This is a genomic window from Flavobacterium sp. (assembly GCF_024710485.1).
Lineage (GTDB): Bacteria > Bacteroidota > Bacteroidia > Flavobacteriales > Flavobacteriaceae > Flavobacterium.
Window position 1 is genome coordinate 1 of sequence record NZ_JANJUQ010000011.1, and the last position, 23,020, is coordinate 23,020.

Annotated in this window: 24 protein-coding genes; 12 read left to right on the top strand and 12 right to left on the bottom strand. The window is 36.1% G+C overall.

The genetic code is table 11. The features are described 5' to 3' along the window. From Q0M21_RS02375 to Q0M21_RS02395, 5 genes are all read right to left on the bottom strand, one after another. The coding region (locus tag Q0M21_RS02375) for a hypothetical protein (RefSeq protein WP_295334201.1) at window positions 1–188 on the bottom strand (188 nt) is incomplete at its 3' end. 41 nt (window positions 189–229) lie between these two features. Continuing rightward, complete coding sequence (locus Q0M21_RS02380) at window positions 230–1,021, bottom strand: hypothetical protein (RefSeq protein WP_295334367.1); 792 nt, start codon at window positions 1,019–1,021, stop codon at window positions 230–232. A 72-nt stretch (window positions 1,022–1,093) separates the two neighbouring features. Further along, window positions 1,094–1,912, bottom strand: a complete 819-nt coding sequence (kdsA, locus tag Q0M21_RS02385) for a 3-deoxy-8-phosphooctulonate synthase (RefSeq protein WP_295334205.1) — start codon at window positions 1,910–1,912, stop codon at window positions 1,094–1,096. 70 nt (window positions 1,913–1,982) lie between these two features. Next, window positions 1,983–2,441 carry a 2-dehydro-3-deoxyphosphooctonate aldolase gene (locus Q0M21_RS02390; protein WP_295334208.1) on the bottom strand — a complete coding sequence of 153 codons (459 nt, stop codon included), beginning with the start codon at window positions 2,439–2,441 and terminating at the stop codon, window positions 1,983–1,985. A gap of 41 nt (window positions 2,442–2,482) precedes the next feature. Next, window positions 2,483–2,974 carry a DUF4199 domain-containing protein gene (locus tag Q0M21_RS02395; RefSeq protein WP_295334211.1) on the bottom strand — a complete coding sequence of 164 codons (492 nt, stop codon included), beginning with the start codon at window positions 2,972–2,974 and terminating at the stop codon, window positions 2,483–2,485. A 95-nt stretch (window positions 2,975–3,069) separates the two neighbouring features. Between Q0M21_RS02395 and Q0M21_RS02400 the strand changes: the two genes are divergently transcribed. From Q0M21_RS02400 to Q0M21_RS02410, 3 genes are all read left to right on the top strand, one after another. Continuing rightward, entirely contained in the window at window positions 3,070–3,627 is a 558-nt protein-coding gene (locus Q0M21_RS02400; protein ID WP_295334213.1) for a YeeE/YedE thiosulfate transporter family protein, read from the top strand. Window positions 3,628–3,630: 3 nt separating this feature from the next. After that, window positions 3,631–4,044 (top strand): DUF6691 family protein, encoded by a 414-nt coding sequence (locus Q0M21_RS02405; protein WP_295334217.1) that lies wholly within the window; start codon window positions 3,631–3,633, stop codon window positions 4,042–4,044. A 317-nt stretch (window positions 4,045–4,361) separates the two neighbouring features. Then, on the top strand, window positions 4,362–7,148 hold the full coding sequence (locus tag Q0M21_RS02410; protein WP_295334219.1) for a hypothetical protein: 2,787 nt from the start codon (window positions 4,362–4,364) through the stop codon (window positions 7,146–7,148). A 59-nt stretch (window positions 7,149–7,207) separates the two neighbouring features. On the opposite strand, the gene Q0M21_RS02415 is transcribed toward Q0M21_RS02410, so the two are convergent. Next, window positions 7,208–7,888 carry a Crp/Fnr family transcriptional regulator gene (locus Q0M21_RS02415; protein WP_295334221.1) on the bottom strand — a complete coding sequence of 227 codons (681 nt, stop codon included), beginning with the start codon at window positions 7,886–7,888 and terminating at the stop codon, window positions 7,208–7,210. 112 nt (window positions 7,889–8,000) lie between these two features. Between Q0M21_RS02415 and Q0M21_RS02420 the strand changes: the two genes are divergently transcribed. From Q0M21_RS02420 to Q0M21_RS02460, 9 genes are all read left to right on the top strand, one after another. Continuing rightward, a complete protein-coding gene (locus tag Q0M21_RS02420; protein ID WP_295334223.1) occupies window positions 8,001–10,376 on the top strand; it encodes a heavy metal translocating P-type ATPase metal-binding domain-containing protein in 2,376 nt (791 codons plus the stop codon). Window positions 10,377–10,449: 73 nt separating this feature from the next. Then, a complete protein-coding gene (gene ccoS / locus Q0M21_RS02425; protein WP_295334226.1) occupies window positions 10,450–10,644 on the top strand; it encodes a cbb3-type cytochrome oxidase assembly protein CcoS in 195 nt (64 codons plus the stop codon). A 2-nt stretch (window positions 10,645–10,646) separates the two neighbouring features. Then, complete coding sequence (gene ccoN / locus Q0M21_RS02430) at window positions 10,647–12,827, top strand: cytochrome-c oxidase, cbb3-type subunit I (protein WP_295334229.1); 2,181 nt, start codon at window positions 10,647–10,649, stop codon at window positions 12,825–12,827. A 5-nt stretch (window positions 12,828–12,832) separates the two neighbouring features. After that, a complete protein-coding gene (locus Q0M21_RS02435) occupies window positions 12,833–13,000 on the top strand; it encodes a CcoQ/FixQ family Cbb3-type cytochrome c oxidase assembly chaperone (protein ID WP_295334232.1) in 168 nt (55 codons plus the stop codon). A gap of 26 nt (window positions 13,001–13,026) precedes the next feature. Continuing rightward, window positions 13,027–13,965: a cbb3-type cytochrome c oxidase N-terminal domain-containing protein gene (locus Q0M21_RS02440; RefSeq protein WP_295334234.1), complete on the top strand. Its 939-nt coding sequence runs from the start codon at window positions 13,027–13,029 to the stop codon at window positions 13,963–13,965. Between the two features lie 77 nt (window positions 13,966–14,042). Further along, window positions 14,043–15,467: a cytochrome c oxidase accessory protein CcoG gene (gene ccoG, locus Q0M21_RS02445; protein WP_295334236.1), complete on the top strand. Its 1,425-nt coding sequence runs from the start codon at window positions 14,043–14,045 to the stop codon at window positions 15,465–15,467. Between the two features lie 12 nt (window positions 15,468–15,479). Next, a complete protein-coding gene (locus tag Q0M21_RS02450) occupies window positions 15,480–15,926 on the top strand; it encodes a FixH family protein (protein WP_295334239.1) in 447 nt (148 codons plus the stop codon). A gap of 42 nt (window positions 15,927–15,968) precedes the next feature. Continuing rightward, window positions 15,969–16,670 carry a sulfite exporter TauE/SafE family protein gene (locus Q0M21_RS02455; RefSeq protein ID WP_295334241.1) on the top strand — a complete coding sequence of 234 codons (702 nt, stop codon included), beginning with the start codon at window positions 15,969–15,971 and terminating at the stop codon, window positions 16,668–16,670. A gap of 34 nt (window positions 16,671–16,704) precedes the next feature. Then, complete coding sequence (locus tag Q0M21_RS02460; protein ID WP_295334243.1) at window positions 16,705–16,935, top strand: DUF465 domain-containing protein; 231 nt, start codon at window positions 16,705–16,707, stop codon at window positions 16,933–16,935. Between the two features lie 212 nt (window positions 16,936–17,147). Here Q0M21_RS02460 and Q0M21_RS02465 read toward each other — a convergent pair whose 3' ends face one another. The 6 genes from Q0M21_RS02465 to Q0M21_RS02490 form a co-directional block, all read right to left on the bottom strand. Continuing rightward, window positions 17,148–17,507 (bottom strand): hypothetical protein, encoded by a 360-nt coding sequence (locus tag Q0M21_RS02465; RefSeq protein ID WP_295334246.1) that lies wholly within the window; start codon window positions 17,505–17,507, stop codon window positions 17,148–17,150. 103 nt (window positions 17,508–17,610) lie between these two features. After that, window positions 17,611–18,033, bottom strand: coding sequence for a hypothetical protein (locus Q0M21_RS02470; RefSeq protein ID WP_295334249.1), 423 nt, complete (start codon window positions 18,031–18,033; stop codon window positions 17,611–17,613). Between the two features lie 109 nt (window positions 18,034–18,142). Further along, on the bottom strand, window positions 18,143–18,973 hold the full coding sequence (locus Q0M21_RS02475; protein WP_295334252.1) for a T9SS type A sorting domain-containing protein: 831 nt from the start codon (window positions 18,971–18,973) through the stop codon (window positions 18,143–18,145). 300 nt (window positions 18,974–19,273) lie between these two features. Further along, the gene (locus Q0M21_RS02480; protein ID WP_295334255.1) at window positions 19,274–20,002 is read right to left on the bottom strand and encodes a LytTR family DNA-binding domain-containing protein; all 729 of its coding nucleotides are present in this window, start codon (window positions 20,000–20,002) and stop codon (window positions 19,274–19,276) included. An 8-nt stretch (window positions 20,003–20,010) separates the two neighbouring features. Next, window positions 20,011–20,328, bottom strand: coding sequence for an Hpt domain-containing protein (locus Q0M21_RS02485; protein ID WP_295334258.1), 318 nt, complete (start codon window positions 20,326–20,328; stop codon window positions 20,011–20,013). Next, on the bottom strand, window positions 20,315–23,017 hold the full coding sequence (locus Q0M21_RS02490) for a PAS domain S-box protein (protein WP_295334261.1): 2,703 nt from the start codon (window positions 23,015–23,017) through the stop codon (window positions 20,315–20,317). The genes Q0M21_RS02485 and Q0M21_RS02490 overlap by 14 nt, the downstream gene beginning before the upstream one ends. Window positions 23,018–23,020: the final 3 nt, after the last annotated feature.

A 23,020-nucleotide genomic window follows, 5' to 3' on the forward strand; every position in this document is an offset into this window, starting at 1 on the left:
TTGATTCCCCATCGCTGACCTACTCCGACACCATTGTCAAAAACAGCCCAGTTTCCGGTTCCTAAAGTCCAGTTAGTGGAAGGAAGTGCATCCGGACCGGTAGTTGATTCGAATCCTTCCACTGCCATTTGAGCATAACCACAAATGGATAGTAGGAAAGGCAATAATAAGATGGTAATTTTTTTCATAATGGTTGGTATTTGGTCAAGGGTAATAGGAGTTGTTTACATCAGACTTTAAAAATACCGCCTATCGTAACAATTCTTTGCAGGAAAAAGAAATTCTGAGAGGCTCTGTCAGCTGTATTGTGAGTTATTCTGATATCATTCATATCAATGTAACCTCCTTTAAATTCAGTTTGGAGGAAGAAGTGCTTAAAGAAAGTAAAGTTCAAACCCACTTTTGCTGAAACACCGTAACCCGCTATGTGAAACTCATCATAACGCTCTTTTCCCATAACCATAGCATTGGTTTTAGGGTATAAAAAGCCGGCGCCAAGTCCTTCGGTCAGGTTAATTTGAAAAATGTCGGTGTTGTTTATGTTGAAGATTTTAGAAATATCATCTACACGACTAATTTCGGTATTGATGTAATTCAACCCATCGGTATGCTCGAAAGTCAAAAAGTCCTCAGTTAAAATAATCGGATCGTTGTTGTAAGTTCCGTCGAATATGCCTCCTTCGTTGATTGTACCGTTTATAGTTGTGATTTGATTTTGATTCATCACATACTTCATGTGGTCAACTCCAATAGATATGTTGTAATGGTCTGAAATAAAATAACCGATTCTGAGATTAGTTTGAGGGATAGTCATTCTCGCCGGGTTAAAGTAGTCGATGTGCCAACCTTTAGGTTTGTCGTTAGCTGTAATATTGTTTAGGGTAAAGTTGTAATTTTCTCCTTTTAAATGTAAATCTGATTTTGAGTAACTTTCACGATTTCCGCCCCAGAATATGTACATTTTTCCTTTGTTGTGAGCGGTGTATTTACTTGGATTTGCGGGTTGTTCTTGGGCTGATATGGTTTGCGATAAGGCACAAAAAGATACTAATGAAAATAAAAAAAAATTTTTCAAGGCTTTGGGGTAATTAAATTAAAATGAGTTAATGGTTTTTCGGATGGCTACCAAGCGAGTCATTAAGTTTTCAAAATAGTCTAAATGAAGCATGTTAGCACCATCACTTTTGGCATTAGCGGGATCAAAATGTGTTTCAATAAAGATACCGTCAACCCCAACCGCAATTCCGGCTTTGGCTATGGTTTCTATCATGTCCGGTCGACCTCCGGTTACTCCGGTAGTTTGATTAGGTTGTTGTAAGGAATGGGTAACATCCAAAACCGTTGTTGCATACTGTTGCATGGTCGGGATTCCTCTAAAATCAACAATCATATCTTGATAGCCAAACATTGTACCTCTGTCGGTTACCATTACATTTTGGTTGTGACAGTCTAATACTTTTTGCACTGCATGTTTCATGCTTTCCGGACTCATGAATTGTCCTTTCTTCAAGTTGACAGCTCTACCGGTTTTGGCAGCAGCCACTACTAAATCGGTTTGACGAACTAAAAAGGCAGGTATTTGTAGTACATCAACATATTGTGCTGCTTTATCGGCATCTTCGTTGGTATGAATGTCTGTAACTGTTGGGATGTGAAATGTTTCGGAAACTTTTCGAAGTATTTTTAAAGCTTTTTCATCTCCAATACCCGAAAAACTGTCAATTCGGGAGCGATTGGCTTTTTTGAACGAGCCTTTAAAGACATAGGGAATGGCTAACTTATCAGTGATTGTGACTAATTTTTCGGCGATTTGTAACGCCATTTCTTCGCCTTCTATAGCACATGGTCCGGCAAGTACAAAGAAATTTCCACTATCGGTATTTTTGATTTGTGGAATGGTATTAATATTCATAATAATTTAGGTTTTTAAAAACCGCTAAGTTATGAATATTTTGCTTATGCTGAGCAGATAAATTTCGAACTTATTTTTTGATACTCAGGCCAACAGGAACCAATAAATAGCCACGTTCGTAAATATTTACATATAATTTTACTGGACTTGTTTGCCCTTCCCACTGCAATTCGTATACGTCTAAAAATCCGGCACCCATTTCACTTCTTTTGGTAGGAAATGGACAACAGCTTTCGATTTTGGTGAACGTAATTTTTTCACCGTTTGGGCCAGCTAAGGCATTCAAAAAACGCTCAGCATTCAAATTTTCATCTTTGGTATTTTTGTAAAAAACATTAATCGGATAATCCGGATCGTAACCGTATTTTTTATCTTTACTGTATTCCGTCAGCAGAAAAGTATTGTTTTTGGTAAGCACCGGAATGGGAGCGTTATCGTCTACATTTTTTAAAGTGGATTTGGTACTGATGCAAGAAGCTAACAAAACCACAACAACCAACAGCAATGAAATTTTATACAATCGTTTCATAATAAAAATGTTTTTTTAAATCGTTCGCAAGAACCGTGCAATTATTTTTTTGTTCGCAAAAAGAAAGCGGCAATTGCACCCGAAATGGTTCCCATTGACAAAGCACTGAAGACACTCTGAATCATAAAACTTTTCAAATTGAAATAGGCTTGGGCGTCTTCAATAGCAATATGACGTTTGAGTAACGGACTTTTAGTTTTGTACTCGATTATGGTTTCAAAAAAATGCGGTGTGATGCTTTTGTATATCACGAGTTGCGCTATCGGCATCAATATCGCTATGAAAAAAGACAACACTACACCACTTACAAATCCTTGTGTCCAAGTCATTTGATTATTGAAGAAATATTTTTTCTTTTCGGCTATGGCTAAAAAATAAAACAGCAAAGCCGGAATTCCGAAAAGATTGGTGTAAAGCGCATATCTATCAATCAGTTGGTCGTGTAAACCAGCAAATTTTTCGCCTATCGCCCAGGCTAAAACCAGTAAAATAAATCGTAAAGTCCACTTTATTTCTATATTGAAATTTTTCATAGGCATACTTAATTTGATTTCAAAAGTACTTCATTTCAACAAAATTTCATCTTTCCCTGATTTATATTTCTATTTTTGCGATAAAAAGAGCAACTATGGAATTTATTAGTCAAACTTGGCATTGGGCCATTTCCGGTTTTTTGATTGGAATGGTGATGCTGACACTCAACTATTTCGGTAAAGTTTTCGGTATGTCATCCAATCTCAGGTCGTTGTGTGCTATGACCGGCATTGGTAAAAAAGTCCCGTTTTTTGATTGGGATTGGAAATCACAACGATGGAATTTAGCGGTAGTTGTAGGAGCAATGTTTGGTGGTTTTGTAGCCGTTCACTTTTTGAGCGATACGTCTAATGTTGCTTTAAATCCGCAAACGGTTATACAATTGAATGAAATGGGGATTGAAGCACCAAACGGAAAGTTACTGCCCGATTCAATTTTCGGAACCACTACTTTGCAATCTCCTAAAATGATTATTATTTTATTTGTAGGTGGCGTATTGATTGGTTTTGGCTCCCGTTATGCCGGTGGCTGTACCTCCGGACATGCCATTTCGGGCTTGAGTAACTTGCAATTACCTTCATTAAAGGCCGTTGTCGGTTTCTTTATTGGTGGTTTATTGATGGCGCATTTTATTTTACCTTTAATATTTTAAGCTATGAATTTGTTACGATATATTATTGTTGGTTTTGTTTTCGGTATTATTTTAACCAAAGCTGAAGCGGTCTCTTGGTACCGGATCTATGAAATGTTTCATTTTCAGTCGATTCATATGTTTGGAATCATAACAGTGGCAATTATGACCGGTTTGATTGGTATTCAAATCATTAAAAGAAAACAATTGAAAGACATAGATGGGAATCCTATTATCATACAAGATAAAGAAAAAGGAAATATGCGTTATTGGATAGGCGGTATTATTTTCGGCTTAGGCTGGGCTATGGTCGGTGCTTGTCCCGGACCAATATTTATCCTTTTAGGTGCCGGATTTATGAGTGCAGGCATAATATTAATAGGAGCGGTTTTCGGTACTTTTTTATACGGACTGATAAAAGATAAATTACCTCATTAATAAACTAAACGCTTCAAATTTGAAGCGTTTTTTTAATATATTTTCACAATCTCAAAGCTTAGTTTTTGAGTCTTCTTGTGAGAAACGGATAAGCGAAAACGATTGCGTGATATTTTTGAATTATTCGTAATTTACAATCAGATATAACGGTTTTAAATAGACATTATGTCGATTAAATGTCAAAATCCTCTTTAAAATTCAATTAAAGTGTTGTTCGTAGAGTTTTTAGGTTAAACATCGAGTAAACTAGATGTTTTGATTCACCGATGGTAGTTTTATAGTGTTTTAAATACCAAATCTAAATTAAAACCTAGACTATGAAGAAAATTTTATCGCTACTTATTGTTTTATTGAACTTTTCTAATCAAAGTTTTGCTCAATGTACGGTAACCGGTTCTCCAAATGTTAATTCCAATACAATTACTTGCAGTTCTTTTTCGGGTTGTTCTACTATCTATATTGGTAATGGAATCAATCCGACTAATCTGGTAATGAATAACAATTTAGATTTAAGCTGCTACGGTGCCATTCAATTTGTTGTCAGAAACAATACTACCATAGATTTTTCAAGCGGTAATTATAATTTAACTCTTGCAGCAGGTTCGTCAATTGTAGTTGAAGAAGGCGGAAATATCAGTTCTGTGAGTAATTGTAGTGCTTCGGATTTAATTAAGATTGGTACTATAAAAGTAGCTTCATGTAATGGTAGTGGAGGGGCAATTATGGATTTTCCTACATTGGTTTCCGGAGGAGGTTATAATGTTGTAATAGCATCGGCAACTGCTGTATGTAGTTCAGGTACTTCAGTAATTACCGCATCACAAAATCCGGCCCCGACTTCCTCAACAACTTTCAGATTTTACACAGTCGCATCAGGTGGAACTCCGGTACATACCACAACAGTTTCTGCAAGTCCGTATACAGTGACTTATACTACACCGACTATTTCTGCAACTACTACCTATTATGTAGAGGCCGTTTCGGGTGGTTCAACTACCCCAAGAAAAGCTGTAACTGTAACCGTTAATCCATTACCGGCAACTCCTGCTGTGACTGCAACGCATCCAACATGTACTGTAACTACCGGCAGTGTTACTGTAAATAGTCCTTCAGGTACAGGGATGACCTACAGTATAAATGGTTCCGCTTATTCTAATACATCCGGTATTTTTACTAATCTTGTTCCGGGTACTTACACCATTACCGCTAAAAGTGTTGCGGGTTGTATTTCTCCAGTCAGAACGGTTACCATCAATGCTCAACCTTTAACACCTGTACAACCTACATTAGGTAATGTAACGCAACCTACTTGTACCTTAGCTTCAGGCACTTTTACCATCACTAATTACAATGCTTCTTACACCTATACAATCACTCCTTCAGCCGGGGTGTCTCGTTCAGGAGCAACTGTATCGGCTCCATCAGGGTCGTATACCGTTACCGCCACATCGGGAGCTTGTACTTCTATTGCCTCTTCTCCAATTGTTATATCTAGTCAGCCAACCAATACTTGGAATGGTTCAGTATGGTCTAACGGAACACCAACTCAAGCTCAGAAATTAGTTTTCTCGGGTGATTTCTCATCTAGTGCAAATATTACAGGTTGTACTTGTACGGTGACTTCGGGAGCTGTAGTGATTAATTCAGGTCACACTCTTACAATTTCTAATGAAATTGATGTTCATCCCGGAGGATCGCTAACTTTTGAAAATACCGCAAGTTTGGTCCAACTTGATGATGCTGCTGTAAATACAGGTAATATCACTTATAAAAGGGTTACACGTTCTGTAACAAGATGGGCTTATGTATATTGGGGTTCACCTGTAGAACAGAATGTTTATGGTCAAATTCCAAGTCAGTTTGATTTGGCATATAAATGGTTATCAGGTAGTATGGATGGTTTGTGGAGTTCTTTTAACAGTACATCAGTAGGTGAAGGGTTTATAACAAGAGTAAGAAACATAGCTCCGTTTAACACCGGTAACGGTACCGTTAATTTTTCCTTTGTTGGAAAGCCTAATAATGGCGTCATCAATGTAAATGTTAATAGTTATGACAGTGCATCGCTGGTTTCCGGCAATACTGCATTGTTGGCAAATCCCTATCCAAGTGCTATTGATGCCGCTAAATTTTTACAACACCCAAATAATACCGAATTAGGAGGTACCTTATTCTTCTGGACAGCCGTTACTCATTACGCAGGCAGTGGTCCTTATAATATACAAGATTACGGGAGTTGGAATTTAACCGGAGGAACAGCACCGGTATCTAATGCGGCTTTGGTTCCTAGTGGTAAAATTGCTGCCGGTCAAGGATTCTTTTCACAAATATTTGCTGACGGAACCATTAGCTTTAATAATGCTATGAGAGAAACTGGGAATAACACTCAGTTTTTCAGAACAGCCAATGTAACTGAAACTTCTGAAGAAATTGAGAGACACAGAATTTGGTTAAACTTATCCGGTACCAATACGCTGAGACAAACTCTTTTAGGCTATATATCAGGTGCAACTGACAGTTTTGACAGGATGTACGACGGAGATTCTTTTACCAGTAATGAAATCGATGTGTATTCATTACTAGATAACAGAAAATTAGTTATCCAAGGAAGAGCTCTACCATTCAATACTAATGATGTCGTTCCGATAGGATACCGAGTAACAACTGCCGGTAATTACAGTTTGAATATGGCCATTACTGATGGAATTTTTGCCGGTGAGCAAGATGTATATTTATTAGATAAATCTACCGGAGTTTATCATGATTTAAAAGCAAGTGCTTATTCATTTACTTCAGCCGTTGGGACTTTTAATGACCGATTTGAAATCCGATTCACAAATCAAGCTTTGGGAGTTAATAATCCTACAGTAGCCGATGCTGAGGTAAAGGTGGTATCTAACACTGCCGGAGTTGCAGTTTATTGCAGTGCAGTAACCATTGCTAAAGTTGAAATATTTGATGTTTTAGGGAAATTATTATACCAAAATAATGCTGTTGACAGCAATGCCTTAGAAGGAATTAATTTGCAAAATACCAAAGTATTATTGGTTAAAGTAACCTTAGATAACGGAATGACTTACACTAAGAAAACGTTGGTACCATAACTAACCCTGTTTATCTTATCAGCTTAGCCACCTTTTTCTCCGGAATCAGGTGGTTTTTTTTAATCTGCCAAGCGACGAAGTTTGTTTCTGTCCAGAAGTTTGATGCGTTTGCCGTCGAGTTCAATTAATCCAGCTTTGTTGAGTTCCGATAATAATCGGATACAACTTTCGGTGGCGGTTCCGATCATTCCGGCTAATTCTTCACGAGACAATTGTAATTTCAACGTGCCATCGTCATTTTTTCCGAAATTCTCTTCCAAATAGATTAAAGTTTCCGCCAATCTTTCTTTAACACTTTTTTGCGCCATAGAAACCATATGGTCATCGGCTTCTTTTAAATCGCCACAAATGGTTTTCATAACATTCATGGAGAAATTATTGTTATTGTTGAAAAACTGCATGATTTCTGTCTTTGGAATGAAGCAAACTTCCATATCTTCCAAAGCAATTGCTGTTAAGTTAGCCGGCTCTTCACTAATCATGGAGCGTTGACCTAATAATTCGCCGGGTTTGACCAATTTCACAATTTGATCCTTACCGTTTGCACTGAGTTTGGTCATTTTACAAACACCGTCTTTAACACAATAAATACCGTGAGTAGTTTCTCCTTCTTCAAAAATAGTTTCCCCTTTTTTGATGGTATAAGAGGTTTTGCAATCGGCCATTCGCAGCAATTCGTCCTTGTTCAAGGCTTTCAAAGAACTGAATTGTCTAACGATACATTGTTCACATTTACTCATGGTATTCTAATTGGTCAGCACAAAGATATTTAAAGTATGACAAATATCATATTTTAATTTGTATACTTACAAGACCTTTGCTACAGGTAAAAAATGAGCAAATCAAAAGAGTATGAATCCATCACAGTGTTTCCATTGTGGTAATGATATTGTAAAAAAAGACGAAATCTTATTTGACGACAAGAGTTTTTGTTGCAACGGTTGTAAAACAGTTTACGAAATATTCAGTCAAAACGATTTATCGTGTTATTACGATTTTCAAGCAGCGCCAGGCGCTACGCCACCGGATATTAAAGGCAAATATGATTTTTTAGCCAATGAAGAGATTGTTACTAAACTCCTCGATTTCCAAGAAAGTGCAACTGCCATTGTTTCACTGTACATTCCTCATATACACTGTAGCTCGTGTATTTGGATTTTGGAAAATCTACAAAGGCTTCAACCGGGAATAATTGCTTCTCAGGTAAATTTTCCCAATAAAAAAGTCCGCATTACTTACCATCCCGAAAAAACCAACCTCAAAGAAATTGTTGAGCTACTTTGCGCTATTGGTTACGAACCCTATATCAGTTTAGAAAACTATTCCGAAGCCAAAAAGAAAGTCGATCGTACTTTAATCTATAAGTTAGGGGTGGCTTTTTTCTCTTTCGGCAACATTATGTTGTTATCGTTTCCGGAGTATTTTGAGGTAGGCGAATTTTGGATAGAACAATACAAAGGTTTTTTCCGTTGGTTGATTTTTGTCTTGTCTTTACCGGCATTTGTTTATTCGGCTTCCGGTTATTACGTTGCTGCTTGGAAAAGCATGAAACAAGGATTACTCAATATAGAGATTCCTATAGCCTTGGGCATCATCGTGATGTTCATCCGCAGTACGGTTGATATCGTATTCGATTTCGGTCAGGGTTTTTTCGACAGTATGTGTGGTTTGATTTTCTTTATGTTGTTAGGGAAATTATTCCAGCAAAAAACCTACGATTTTTTATCTTTTGAACGCGATTATAAGTCTTATTTTCCTATTGCTATTACTAAAGTATTACCTGATGGTTCAGAAGAGGCCGTGCAGGTTTACGACATTAAAAAAGGAGACCGATTACTTATCAGAAACCAAGAGTTAATTCCGGTTGACGGGATTTTGATTTCCGAAAAAGCTTCAGTAGATTACAGTTTTGTGACCGGTGAAGCGGTGCCGATTGAAAAAAAATCGGGAGATAAAATTTTTGCCGGCGGAAAGCAACTGGGTAAAGTCATAGAAATGGAAGTCTTGTTCTCCGTTTCTCAAAGTTATCTGACCCAATTGTGGAGTAACGATGTGTTTCAAAAAAAAGTAGAACAAAATCACAAATCCATAACCGATAAAATCAGCCACTATTTTACACCGGCTTTGTTATTACTTTCTGTAGTAGCCTTTATTTATTGGGTTTTTATAGATGTTTCCACCGCTTTTAATGTTTTTACGGCCATATTAATTGTAGCTTGTCCGTGTGCCTTAGCCTTGACGGCACCTTTTACTTTGGGGAATGTATTGCGCATTATGGGGAACCGAAAATTATACCTCAAAAACGCCATCGTTATTGAACAATTGGCCAAAGTAGATACCATTGTTTTTGATAAGACAGGTACCATCACAACCAACAAAAAAACTGCTATTACTTACGAAGGTCAAGCCTTAAGTGATAAGGAATTGCGACTCTTGAAAAATGCATTACGAGGTTCAAATCACCCGTTAAGTCGCCGCTTGTATGATTTTATCCCGCCTCAGGAAAAATTAGAAGTCAAACATTTTGAGGAAATCATAGGGAAAGGTGTTTTTGCCGAATTGGAAGCCGGTACAGTCAAATTAGGTTCTTCTCAATTTTTGCAACACATGAGTGAGAACACCCATAAAAAAACCAAAGTACACGTAGAAATTAACGGTGTTTACAAAGGTAGTTATGTCTTCAATAATCAATACCGACAAGGCTTGGAGCAGTTGTTTGAAACCCTGTCTAAAAAGTATCAATTGGTGGTGTTGTCCGGTGATAACGATGGAGAACGTAAAATTTTAGAAAAAATGTTGCCTTCCAGCACTCAGTTAGTTTTTAACCAAAAACCTGAGCAAAAGTTGGCTTATATCGATTCGTTACAGCAACAAGGTAAAAATGTTATGATGATAGGTGATGGGTTAAATGATGCCGGTGCTTTGGCTCAGAGCAACGTTGGAATTTCGATTTCTGAAAATGTCAATGTATTCTCGCCGGCTTGTGATGGTATTTTAGATGCGAGTCAGTTTGACAAGATTGCCTTCTTTTTAAATTACTCAAAAAACTCAATGTTAACCATTTATATGAGTTTTGTGTTATCTTTACTATACAATGTAGTAGGTTTGAGTTATGCCGTTACGGGAAATTTATTACCTATAGTGGCAGCTATTATTATGCCGCTTAGCACCATAACCATAGTGAGTTTTGTAACGATAATGAGCAATCTTTTTGCTGCAAGGAAATAAAAGTTGAAGTATGACAAATGTCATATTTTAAGCAATAGGGTAAAAGTAACTTTGTCTAACACAAATTAGAGGTATGAGTGTCATTTATATGTTAATCTCGATAAGTATTGTAGTTGCTGTATTCTTTCTTTATGCGTTTATCAAAGCGGTAAGGAGCGGACAATATGACGACGACTATACACCATCAGTCAGAATGCTTTTTGACGACGAGCTAGTAAAAGAAACTAACGAAAATCAAATTAATATAACCGAAGAAAAACAATTATAATTATGGAAATGCAACAATTTCAGTATGACAACAAAATTGTAAGGAACTTCATTTACGCCAGTATCGTTTTTGGTGTAGTAGGTATGTTAGTTGGGTTAATATTAGCATTTATGTTTTTATTTCCCAATGTTACCAGCGGAATTTCCTTTTTAAGTTTTGGACGACTCAGACCGCTTCACACCAATGCGGTAATTTTCGCGTTTGTGGGTAATGCAATGTTTGCCGGAGTATACTACTCTATGCAACGCTTGCTCAAAGCCAGAATGTTTAGTGACTTTTTAAGTAAACTGCATTTTTGGGGATGGCAATTAATTATCGTGGCCGCTGCAGTAACACTGCCGTTAGGTTACACAACTTCTAAAGAATACGCCGAATTAGAATGGCCGATTGACATCGCTATTGCTTTGATTTGGGTAGTATTCGGTATCAATATGATCGGAACCATCATCAAAAGAAGAGAACGTCATATTTATGTTGCAATTTGGTTCTACATAGCCACTTTTGTTACGGTGGCTGTTCTGCATATTTTTAACAGTTTAGCGCTGCCGGTATCTTTAACCGGTATGAAATCTTACTCAGTTTACGCCGGTGTACAAGATGCTTTGGTACAATGGTGGTACGGACACAATGCGGTGGCTTTCTTCTTGACTACGCCATTTTTAGGGATGATGTATTACTTTGTACCGAAAGCGGCTAACAGACCGGTATATTCTTATAGATTGTCTATCATCCACTTCTGGTCTTTGATCTTCATTTATATTTGGGCCGGTCCACACCACTTGTTGTATTCTGCCTTGCCGGATTGGGCTCAAAACTTAGGAGTTGTTTTCTCTGTGATGTTGATTGCACCATCTTGGGGTGGTATGATTAACGGTTTGTTAACCCTTCGTGGTGTTTGGGATAAAGTACGTACCGATGCCGTATTGAAATTTTACGTAGTAGCGATTACCGGTTATGGTATGGCTACGTTTGAAGGACCAATGTTATCTTTGAAAAACGTAAATGCTATTGCGCACTTTACGGATTGGATTATTGCTCACGTTCACGTTGGAGCCTTGGCTTGGAACGGATTCTTATCATTCGGTATGATTTACTGGTTGATCCCAAGAATGACTAAATCTAAATTATATTCTGAAAAATTAGCCAACTTCCACTTCTGGATTGGTACTTTAGGGATTATTTTATATGCACTTCCAATGTATGTGGCCGGATTTACTCAGGCTTCTATGTGGAAACAATTCAAACCGGACGGTACTTTACAATACGGTAACTTCTTAGAAACTGTTACGCAAATCATACCAATGTATTGGATGCGTGCTATTGGTGGTACCTTATATTTAGTTGGGGTTTTAGTGTTGGTTTACAACATCGTTAAAACCATTAAACAAGGTGCAGCTATTGAAGACGATGCGGCCGAAGCACCTGCTTTAGCGGCTATCAGTCCAAACCGTTTGAAAGGTGAAAAATGGCACTCTTGGTTGGAAAGAAAACCGGTTCAATTTATGTTGTATACAACTGTGGCCATCTTGATTGGTGGTGCGGTTCAAATTTTACCTACGATTTTGGTTAAATCCAATATTCCTACTATCGCGGCGGTTAAACCTTATACACCGTTAGAATTACAAGGTAGAGATTTGTACATCCGTGAAGGTTGTGTGAGCTGTCACTCTCAATTGGTAAGACCTTTCCGCTCTGAGGTTGAGCGTTATGGCGAATATTCTAAATCAGGTGAATTTGTTTACGATCATCCATTCCTTTGGGGTTCTAAGCGTACCGGTCCGGATTTAGCCCGCGAAGGTGTTCCAGGAAAACCATTTAACGGAGGTAGAGATGACATTTGGCACTTTAACCACATGTATGATCCGCAAAGTATTTCTCCGGGTTCTATCATGCCTAGCTACCAATGGTTAATTAAAAACACTATAGATAATTCGACCATCCAAGACAAGATGAGAACGATGGTTACTTTAGGAGTGCCTTACACTGATCAGGAAATAGCCGATGCTATGAAATCAATTGATGCACAGTCTTCTAAAATTGAAGCCAAATTGTTAACTAATCCTGAGATCAAAAAAGCTTTCGGTAATGATACTGCTGCTCCGTTGAAAAACAGAGAGATTGTAGCGCTCATAGCTTATTTACAAAGATTAGGAACCGATACTCAAGTTAAATCTAAACAATAACAGTCATGTTGAAGTTTGTTAAACACAATTTGGAAACCATTACCGGCGTAGAAATCTACCCGATAATATCACTGACTATTTTCTTTACTGCCTTTGTGTTGTTTACCATTTGGGCGATGACTTACAGTAAGGAAACCATTAAAAGAGTAAGTGATCTTCCTTTAGAAGACTAAAATAATGACCTTTAAATAGTAAAAAAATGAAAAAAATATTTCCATCATACGTAAGAGTTCCACTGATTTTTGCCATAGTTATGGTAGCCTTGGAATATTTTATCGACTCAGGCGACCGTCCGGCATTCATTCAGTATCCAATGGTTGGTCTGTTTCTAGTGGTTTTCCTCTTTTTGTTGGTTGCCATAGAAGTGGTGATTAACGCTGTGGACAGAGTTACTTACCATATGCTGACTGAGGAACAAAGAAAGCAATTGGAAGAAGCACAATCTGTTTCTTTCACTGAAAGCAAATGGGTTCAGGGTATTATCAAGAATTTGACCCGATCAAAATCTATCGAGCAAGAAGCTGATGTAATGTTGGAACACGACTACGACGGAATCAAAGAGTTGGATAACGTGTTACCACCGTGGTGGGTAAATTTATTTTACGCTACAATCATATTCTCGTTGATTTATTTAGTGAGATTCCATATTATCGGTGACTACAACCAAGCGCAAGAGTTTGACCAAGAAGTAGCCGCGGCTCAATTGGAAATTGAAAAAAACAAAGCTGCTTCCCCTAAAGAAGAAATTACTTTAGACAAAGTTGTAGCCCTTACAGATGAGGCTAGTTTAGCCAAAGGAAAAGAAATTTTCACCAATGCTTGTGCTGCTTGTCACAAAGCTGATGGAGGTGGTATAGTTGGTCCGAACTTAACCGATGAATTTTGGATAAACGGTGGCGGAATTAAAAATATCTTCAAAATTATTAACGAAGGAAGTAAAAACAATCCTTCGATGGTAGCTTGGGGTAAAACTTTAGAATCTACCGATATTCAAAAAGTAGCCAGTTATGTTTTAAGTTTACAAGGTACTAAACCGGCAGGAGCTAAAGCTGCTGAAGGTGAAAAATGGGTAGAGGAAGCCGCTCCGGCCGAAAGTGCTCCGGCTGCAACCGATAGCACTACTGTAGCTGCAAAATAAACAATACAAGAAAGGTTTTGGGTAGTTACTCAAAACCTTTCTAAATTCATACGAATTAGCAATTTAAGGCAATCAAAATGGCAACAAATCTTCCGGATGAGAGTTTCAGAGATAGTATTTCCACTATCGATGACAAAGGGAAAAGAGTGTTTATTCACCCTAAAAAACCTTCTGGTCCATTGTATGACAAACGGAAATTAGTCAGTTATGCTCTATTGGCATTCTTGTTCGCCGCACCGTTCGTCAAAATCAACGGCAATCAATTTTTAATGTTTAATGTCTTAGAAAGGCGTTTTAATATTTTCAGTTTTCCGTTTTGGCCGCAGGATTTCCACTTGTTTGTAATCTCAATGATTATCGGTGTTGTAGGTTTAGCCTTGTTTACGGTTGCTTTCGGACGTATTTTTTGTGGTTGGTTTTGTCCGCAAACCATCTTTATGGAAATGGTGTTTCGCCGAATTGAATTTTGGATTGACGGCGACAGAGCGCAACAAATCCGTTTGAGCAATCAGGCTTGGGATGGTGAAAAAATCAGAAAAAGAGTAACCAAATGGTTTGTGTTTTTTGTCATCTCTTTTATCATTGCGAATGTGTTTTTGGCCTATTTAATCGGAAGTGATGAGTTAATTCGATTTATCAAAGAAGGTCCGGCTAAAAATGCCAGTACTCTTATTGCATTATTGATTTTTACCGCGGTTTTCTATTTTATATATGCCTGGTTCCGAGAGCAAGTTTGTATCATTGCTTGTCCTTACGGCAGAATGCAAGGCGTATTGTTGGACAACAAAACCATCAATGTAGCTTATGATCATGTACGTGGAGAAGGCGAGAAGGGAAGAGGCAAGTTCAATAAAAACGAAGATAGAGCGGCAGTAGGCAAAGGTGATTGTATTGACTGTAAAGTTTGTGTACATGTTTGTCCTACCGGAATTGACATTCGAAACGGAACGCAATTAGAATGCATTAACTGTACAGCTTGTATAGACGAATGCGATTCCATTATGGAAAAAGTAGGTTTACCTAAAGGTTTGATTCGCTATGCCAGTGAAGATGAGATTGTGAAAAAAGAACCTTTCAAGTTAACCGCCAGAATGAAAGGTTACATAGCGGTTTTGGCAATTTTGATTGGTGTCTTTATCGGAATGTTGTTTTTAAGAAACGATGTGGAAGCCACCATATTGCACATGCCGGGGCAATTGTTTCAGCGTGAAGAAAACGGAGTAATCAGCAACATCTATAATTACGATATTATCAACAAAACAGAACGTGAATTTGACAACGTGACGTTTAGATTAGTGGAACCTAAAGGGGAAATTAAGCTAGTAGGAAGTCCGTTTGCCAAAGTACCGAAACAAGGGACAACCAAAGGTACTTTCTTTGTGAAAATCAAAGAAAGTGATTTAAAGGAAGAAAAAGTAGTGTTGAAAATTGAGGTTTACAACAACGATAAAGTTATTGAAACTGCTACTACTAACTTCTTAGGTCCGAGAAACTTTAACTAAAAAGAAATTAAGATGAAACTCAATTGGGGAAAGGGAATTGTTATAGCTTTTGTATTATTCATGAGCTTTATATTGTATTTTGTTATCAAAGTACAATCAGACGATAAGTATGATAACGAATTGGTTACTCAAGAATATTATAAAAAAGAGAAACTGGTTCAGGGAACTATCGAAAGTATAGAAAATGCGAATAATTTAACTGCAAAAGTGGCCATAGCTAAAACAGAACAAGGCCTTTTAATTACCTTCCCGGATTCACTCGACCCAAAAAAAATTAAAGGAAAAGTATCCCTATACAGACCGTCCAACCAAAAACTGGATTTTGAGACCCTCATCTCATTGTCCGGTTCCGATTTGCTCATACCTAAAAACAATCTGGTTGGCGGTCTATGGGGTATTACTATTGCTTGGGAATACGAAGGTAAAACGTATTTGAACAAAGAAGAAATTTATTTTTAGAAATGTCAATTACAATTTAAGATCTAACATTTAATATCCAAAATGCTTTACACGGCTCTCATATTTGGTTTAATTTCCAGTCTGCACTGCATCGGTATGTGCGGACCGATTGCCATGATGTTGCCTGTAGATCATGCCAATCCGACTAAAAAAGCGATACAAATTATTTTGTATCATTTGGGGCGATTGACTTCTTACGGGATTTTGGGTTTATTATTTGGATTGTTAGGCAGAGGTTTCTATATTGCCGGAATCCAACAACAACTTTCCATAGCCGTTGGAGTAGGGATGATTCTTTTGGCTATTGTTCCGGAAAGAGTATTGGCTCGGTACAATTTTTCAAAACCCGTTTACAGATTGATTTCTCAGATTAAAAGCAGTTTGGGACAACAATTTAAACGCAAAACTCCTGATGCCTTATTTACCATTGGTTTATTTAATGGTTTATTGCCATGCGGATTGGTATATGCAGCCTTATTCGGTGCCATTGCCATGCAAAATGTAACTTTTGGAGTAGCTTATATGATTCTGTACGGATTGGGTACTGTACCTATGATGAGTGCGGTGGTTTACGCCAGTTCGCTTTTGTCAATGCCATTCAGGAATAAACTTCAAAAAGCAGTACCTATCATTACGGTTATTATTGGAGTCTTGTTTGTTCTTAGAGGGATGGGATTGGACATTGCCTATATTTCTCCAAGCAATATGAACCTATTCGTGCAAGCTAATGCTAATTGTAATTAATATTTATCCTTACAAACCCTTAAACTAAAAACCCATGGAAAAACACGATTTATTACACGAGTTTCCTGAACATCAGGAAAAAATTCACGAACTAAAAGTTTCAGATTCTCATTTCAGAAAGTTGTTTGATGAGTATCATGAAATTGAGCATCAGATTCACAGAATTAACATGGGTTCTGAAATTGCCAATGATAATTTTGTTCATGAACTGAAGGCTAAATTATTATTCATCAAAGACGAATTATTCGCCTATTTGAATAAGTAGTAATTGAGTTAATTATTTGAAAAAACCACGCTAAGCGTGGTTTTTTTTATGTTGTATACTATATTGAAAATCACTTAGTGTTTTTTTTTGAATATAGCCATACTTAAACGAAAAACCGCCCGGTTAAAGGCGGTTTATCTACCAAAAAACATGAACACTATTCTCCGTTGCCCAAAAATTGGAGAATAGTATGGGATATAATAATTCGGTTATTATGCTAATTCCATTGTAAGTTTACTGTTAATATAGCTTATGATATCTGTTTTATTCAATTCTGTGTTGATGTGGTAAACATCTTTTAAATTTAATTCATTAATATTTGTCGCTAATTTTTTTTTGGTTACACCTAAGAATAATCTTATGCCTTTGTAGCTTGAATTTATTTTTGAAAACAATAATAATTCTTCCAATTCATTAATGATAAAGATGATAGAGTCGTAATAAAATGCATCTATATTTCTAAAATCATTGTAATGACAAACCAATGAGACTTCATACTTTTTTTTATATACTCTTTCAAAGTATCTTGCATAGCCTATTGAAGTGTCAAAGACTAAAATTTTTTCTTGCATGGGGTTTCTATTCACTATTAACTTTACGCTTCTCAGAATTAAAGTATAAATATTTAAAAGAATTACTTTTTTCTGAGGAGTAGATTATTGAAAATATAACTTTTTAAATTGCTTTTAGAATTGTTTCTTTGGGTTTGGTATTTTGCTTAATTCTTCTAATTAATTCTAATGCTTCGGTTTTATATTCCGGTTGTATGTAAGTTTTAATAACATTTTGATCTTTGGTTGTTATGATTATTTTATAATCATAATGTTTGATTAGTAAAGCAGAAATGACAACAGCAGAGGTTAAAAAGTATCCGGCAATTTTAAACTCAAACGGGATATGTTTACTAAATATTATCATTAAGGTTAATAACATCAAACCGGTAATCAGGAGTATGATATTGTTAGAGATTGCTTTTTCTTTTTTTAAAAAAATCTTTCTAACCTGATTGCATTCCAATCGGATCAAGGCATCTTTTTTGTTTAAGTATATGTGTCCGTCAAAAATTAATCCTAACGGGTTGTAATAATCTTTGTGCATAATTAAATTTTATTAATGAATTTATTCATTGATGAAATTGAAGTATCAGGGTTCGTTATTTATTGCTTGTAACGCCAGGTCATTCATCGGATAGTTTGCAAAGTTAATACTACCTGACAGCTAAGAATTTTTTTGTTATCGTAGTTCCGTCTACGGTGATGGCTTTGATAAACAATGCTTGGTAGTTAGTATTCAATCCTGATATTCTCAATCTGACATCCATAACATTGTTGTTTTCATAAATCATTTGCCCGTTCAAATTGAATATGGATAATGATTTTAATTGCGCAGAATTTGATTGAATGGCAACATCATTATAGTCTTGATATATCGTAAGGTTGTTGGAAGTAAATTGATGATTGGTGTTACCCAAACTTGAAACTTGAGTCGGATTGTAGAAAACCAATTTAAAACGTTCGTTGTGCATTCCTACAGAACAACTGAAAGAGTAACTTGTTGTTTTTAAATCGGTATACAAATTGGTTTCAGTGTCCAGGATGTAAATAGGTTGGTTTGTGTTTAAGAAAAATCCGACTGCATGATCTAATGCAAAAGTAAAGGTTCCGTTATAGGTGCTCATGAAACTCAACGGAATTACATCGTACGGGCTGTAATCTAATCCTCTGAATTGAATAGCATATCGATCATTTCCAATCAACGAAGCTAATGCAATCGAACCGTCATTAAAAAAGGCTCCGTCTAATCCTTGGTCGACACCGTTTGTCGCACCGGTTCTATAACCAAATAAAGTTTGAGAAAAAGCTCCGGTCATGTTGTCGGTTGCGTTAATCCAAACCCTATGTCTTTCTATGGTTGACATAGTCTCACTAGACGAGTTGTTGTTTGTTGCTTCAGCGTGGAAGTTTAAAAATAATAGCATTAGCAGCAAAAACCATTTAAGGTTCGCTGCACAATAGTGTCTTTGGGCAATTGTTTTCATGATTCAGCGTGATTTTTGGTTAAAGATTTGGGGGTATCTTCACTACAAAGTTTGTTATAATATCAAAGGAAATGTTAAAAATTAGATGATTCAACTCGATTTTTAGACGAAGGGTTTTTTATGGCAGATAATCGGTAATTGTTCCTTTGTAATGCATTTTTTATCGATAAAATACATTTTTATGATTGCTTTAAAACCGTTTATCTAACGTGAAAATTATGTAATCAGATTTTTAGGTAAAACAAAAAACCCATCCGAAACTTTTGGGATGGGTTGGTTTATGAATTAGGTGTTTTTACATTAAAGTAAATGTACTCGTTTCATTAATTCTGATTTATTCCGTCGGCTAATTGGGATAATATCTTTGCCAATTAAAACGCTGTTGTCTTCTATATCTACAATTTTCTTGGTATTGATGATAAAGGAACGGTGAACTTTAAAAAAGGAGTCTTTGGGTAATTTATTCTCAATTTTTTTCAAAGTATTGTGTATGGTGTAACTATTGTTTTCAGTTTTAATAAAAACATAATCACCATTAGCCCTGAAATATAAAATGGTATTTACATCGATTTTAATAAGTCGTTTGCTATTGTTGATGTAAAACTCTGAAGTCCCGGAATTATCTTCTTCATCCTCTTCTTTAATAGTGCTTTTTTTCTGTTTTTGTTGCTTTCCTTCAAACTCTTTGAGTCTGAGTATGGATTTGTCGAAGCGTTCTTGAGTTATCGGTTTTACCAAATAATCAACAATGCAGTTATACTCAAAAGCCTCGATAGCAAAATTTTTATCAGAGGTTATTAAAATTACATTTACAGTTTGATTGATAGTATTTATAAAGTCAAAACCGTTAAAATTGGGCAGATGAATATCCAAAAAAATCAAATCAACCTCGTTGTGATTCAGGTATTTCAAAGCCTGAATGGCATCAGGAAAGTCTCCTACTAAATGAAGTTCGGGTTTGGTGTTGATGAGCTCAGTCATTACTGTTCTCGACATCAATTCGTCGTCAATAATTATACACTTTTTCATCTTTGTAGTTATAATTGGTCAATAAATCTTTTAATTTGGTCTATAACGGCTTCAAATTCAACTTGTAAGTCTTTGTTGCCCTCTCTTAATTCGTATTCGTATTCTTGAGCAATAACGTAACTCTTTTCCATCCCGAAAGCTCCAATTTTATTTTTCAGTTTATGAACCGCCTCCGAGGCGTTTTTCAATTGGTTTTCTTGTATAAAGTTATGGTATTCTTTCAAGTCTGATGGAAATTCAAACTTTACAACATCGATTAACTTTTGCATGAAATTCAAATTGTTACTCGATAATTTTTCGAAATAGTCTAAATTAGGTTGTTCCATGTTCTTTAGGCAATTTAATAAAAAATGTAGTACCAATTCCTTTTTCGCTTTCAATCCAAATTTCTCCGTTGTACTTCTCAACAATCTTTTTTACGATAGACAAGCCAATTCCGGTGGATTTGTTATCGGATGAATAAGATTCGAATAAATGAAAAATTTTGTTTCTGAATTTTTTTGAAATTCCGGGGCCGTTATCTTTTACAGAGAACGTATAGGAATTATTGTCTTCAGTAAAGTCAATAATTACAGAACCTTTTGCTTTATCGTTGTGAATTATGGCATTACTGATTAAATTTTGAAACAACTGCTGCATTCTGAAACGATTGGTGTTTTTTACCGGAAGTTTCTTGGCAATAGTGATTTTCATATTTTGAGGAACGTCTATAATTCTGATGGCGTTCTCTACAATTTCATTCAAATCCACAAGCTCGTCAGTGTTTTCGTAGGAATCGATTTTAGAAAAAGTTAGGATTCCTTCGATGAGATAATCCATTTTTTCAACTTTTTCTTCTATTAAACTAATGTATTCTTGGGTTTGCTCGCTCAATACATTTTCCTTTTCACCTTTAATCCAAGTCACTAAAGTGTGAATACTTCTGAGAGGCGATTTTAAATCGTGTGATACAATTTGAGCATATTCGTTCAAACTTTCGTTTTGTCTCTCCAAATTCTTGAGCAATTCTTCTTTTTGAATCTCTAATTTTTTGAGTTCGGTAATGTCGAGATGAATCCCAATACTTCCAACCAATTCACCATTCAAGTTGTAATTAGGAGCGCCACTCACAAGCCAATATTTTTCTTCTTTAGATTTCATTTTGGCTTTGATTTGATACGAATCGGAAATTCCTTTTTTTCTAACGTTGATTTTGGAGTGAAGTATGGCTTTATTTTCAGGGTCTAAAAATAGTTCAGAGGCTTTTTTGCCGATTAATTCATCCTGAGTATAACCACTTAATTCACAAAATGACTGATTGACGAATTGAATTCTGTCATTCAAATCTACTTCCAGTAATCCCATGTTCATGTTGGCAATGATATTACTGTATTTTTCTCTTTCGGCCTCTAAACTTTGTTCATATTTCTTTTTAATGGTAATGTCATCGTAACTCCATAAGTGACCATTGTATTTATTGCCCTGATAAATAGGAATGAAGCTGCGCTGAAAAATTCTGCCATCAGCCAATTCTATATTTTCCGCAATAACGGTAGTTTTTTTAGCTAGTATTTCATCTATACGCTTTAAAAATTGCTCCGGGTCTTTGAATAAAAGTTTGGTTTGGTCTGCCGTTTCGGCACAATCTAATCCTTTCAAGAGTTCGGGATCAATAGGTATTCCGAATACTTCACAGAATTTCTTGTTGACTACTACTATTTTACGATTGACATCTTCCAATAATATCCCCGATTGGAGGTTGATGATTAGCGAATACAGTCGGTTTTCGGAATCGATGAGTTGTTGGTTGAATTCTTTTTCTTTTGAAATGTCTTGTTGGATGGTAAAGTATTTCAATACTTTACCGTTTTCGTCATTCAAGGATCTGCCTTGAACATTAGACCAGTATTTTTCTTTTGATTTTTTATAATTGATAATATCGCAATTAAACGGCTGTCCGGTTTTCATTTGCTGGCCTAGGTAAGCCATTGTTTTTTTATCTGTTTCCGGACCTTTCAGCACGTCTTTGATTTGTTTGCCAATGACTTCTACTAAGGAGTATTCGGTGATGTCGGTGAAACTTTGGTTGACCCATTCAATTCTTCCTTTGTTATCGCAAATGATAACGGCGGCAGTGTTCTTTTCTGCTATAGAGGAAAGTAATCTCAGCTTTTCTTCTTGTTCTCTTTCCAAAGTAACGTCCTCTATAACCGCAAAGTAGTAGATGATTTTATGGGCTTCATCTCTTACCGGTTGCTTGGTGGTTTTATACCAGTGGGTTTTGTTATTTATGGTAATTTTGGCTTTTTCGCCTTCAAAAATTTGCCCTTCTCGGAAGCCTTGTAATACCTCTTTAATTTTATTTTTATCGGTAATTTTACATGGACCGAAATCAAGGATGAATTTTCCAATAACTTCATCAATGCTTAACGAAACAATATCTAAATAAGCTTTGTTACACCACAAAATAGTTCCGTCAGGAGAGAAGAGCACTACTCCGTTTTTGTTGGCACTGGCTACTAATGAAAGTTTGTTTAGTTCTTCTTTGTCTTTTTTGAGTGTAATTCTTTGTTGGTTGACCGTTTCAAGTAGTTCCTTTAATTCTTTATAATTGATTTCTTGGTTTTTAGAAATGTGTAAAATATCGAGTAAAGGATCGTGAAAGGCGAAATCATTGAGGGTTAGGTTGTTTTCTACCACGTCGTTGATGGATACAAACCAAGGTGACCCCAAGAATAAATAACCTTCTTTAATTTTTTCAAATTGGCCTCTGAAAGTAACATCCATTGAATCTTTCAATGAGATAATTACTAATTGATCCAAATTATTATCAAATTTTTCAACTGTAATTTCTTCAGTATAAGGGCGAATAATTTTAAAAGAGTCGCTGAATAAGTTGTTTTTTTTCAAATCAGGAACTAGTTTCAGGATACTTCTTCCAAAACTTTTAACGTGCAACTGTTCATCTAACAAAATATAAAAGGGGAATATTTTGTTAAAAAATGACTCGCTGAATGTGAACTGATTTTTATTCATTCT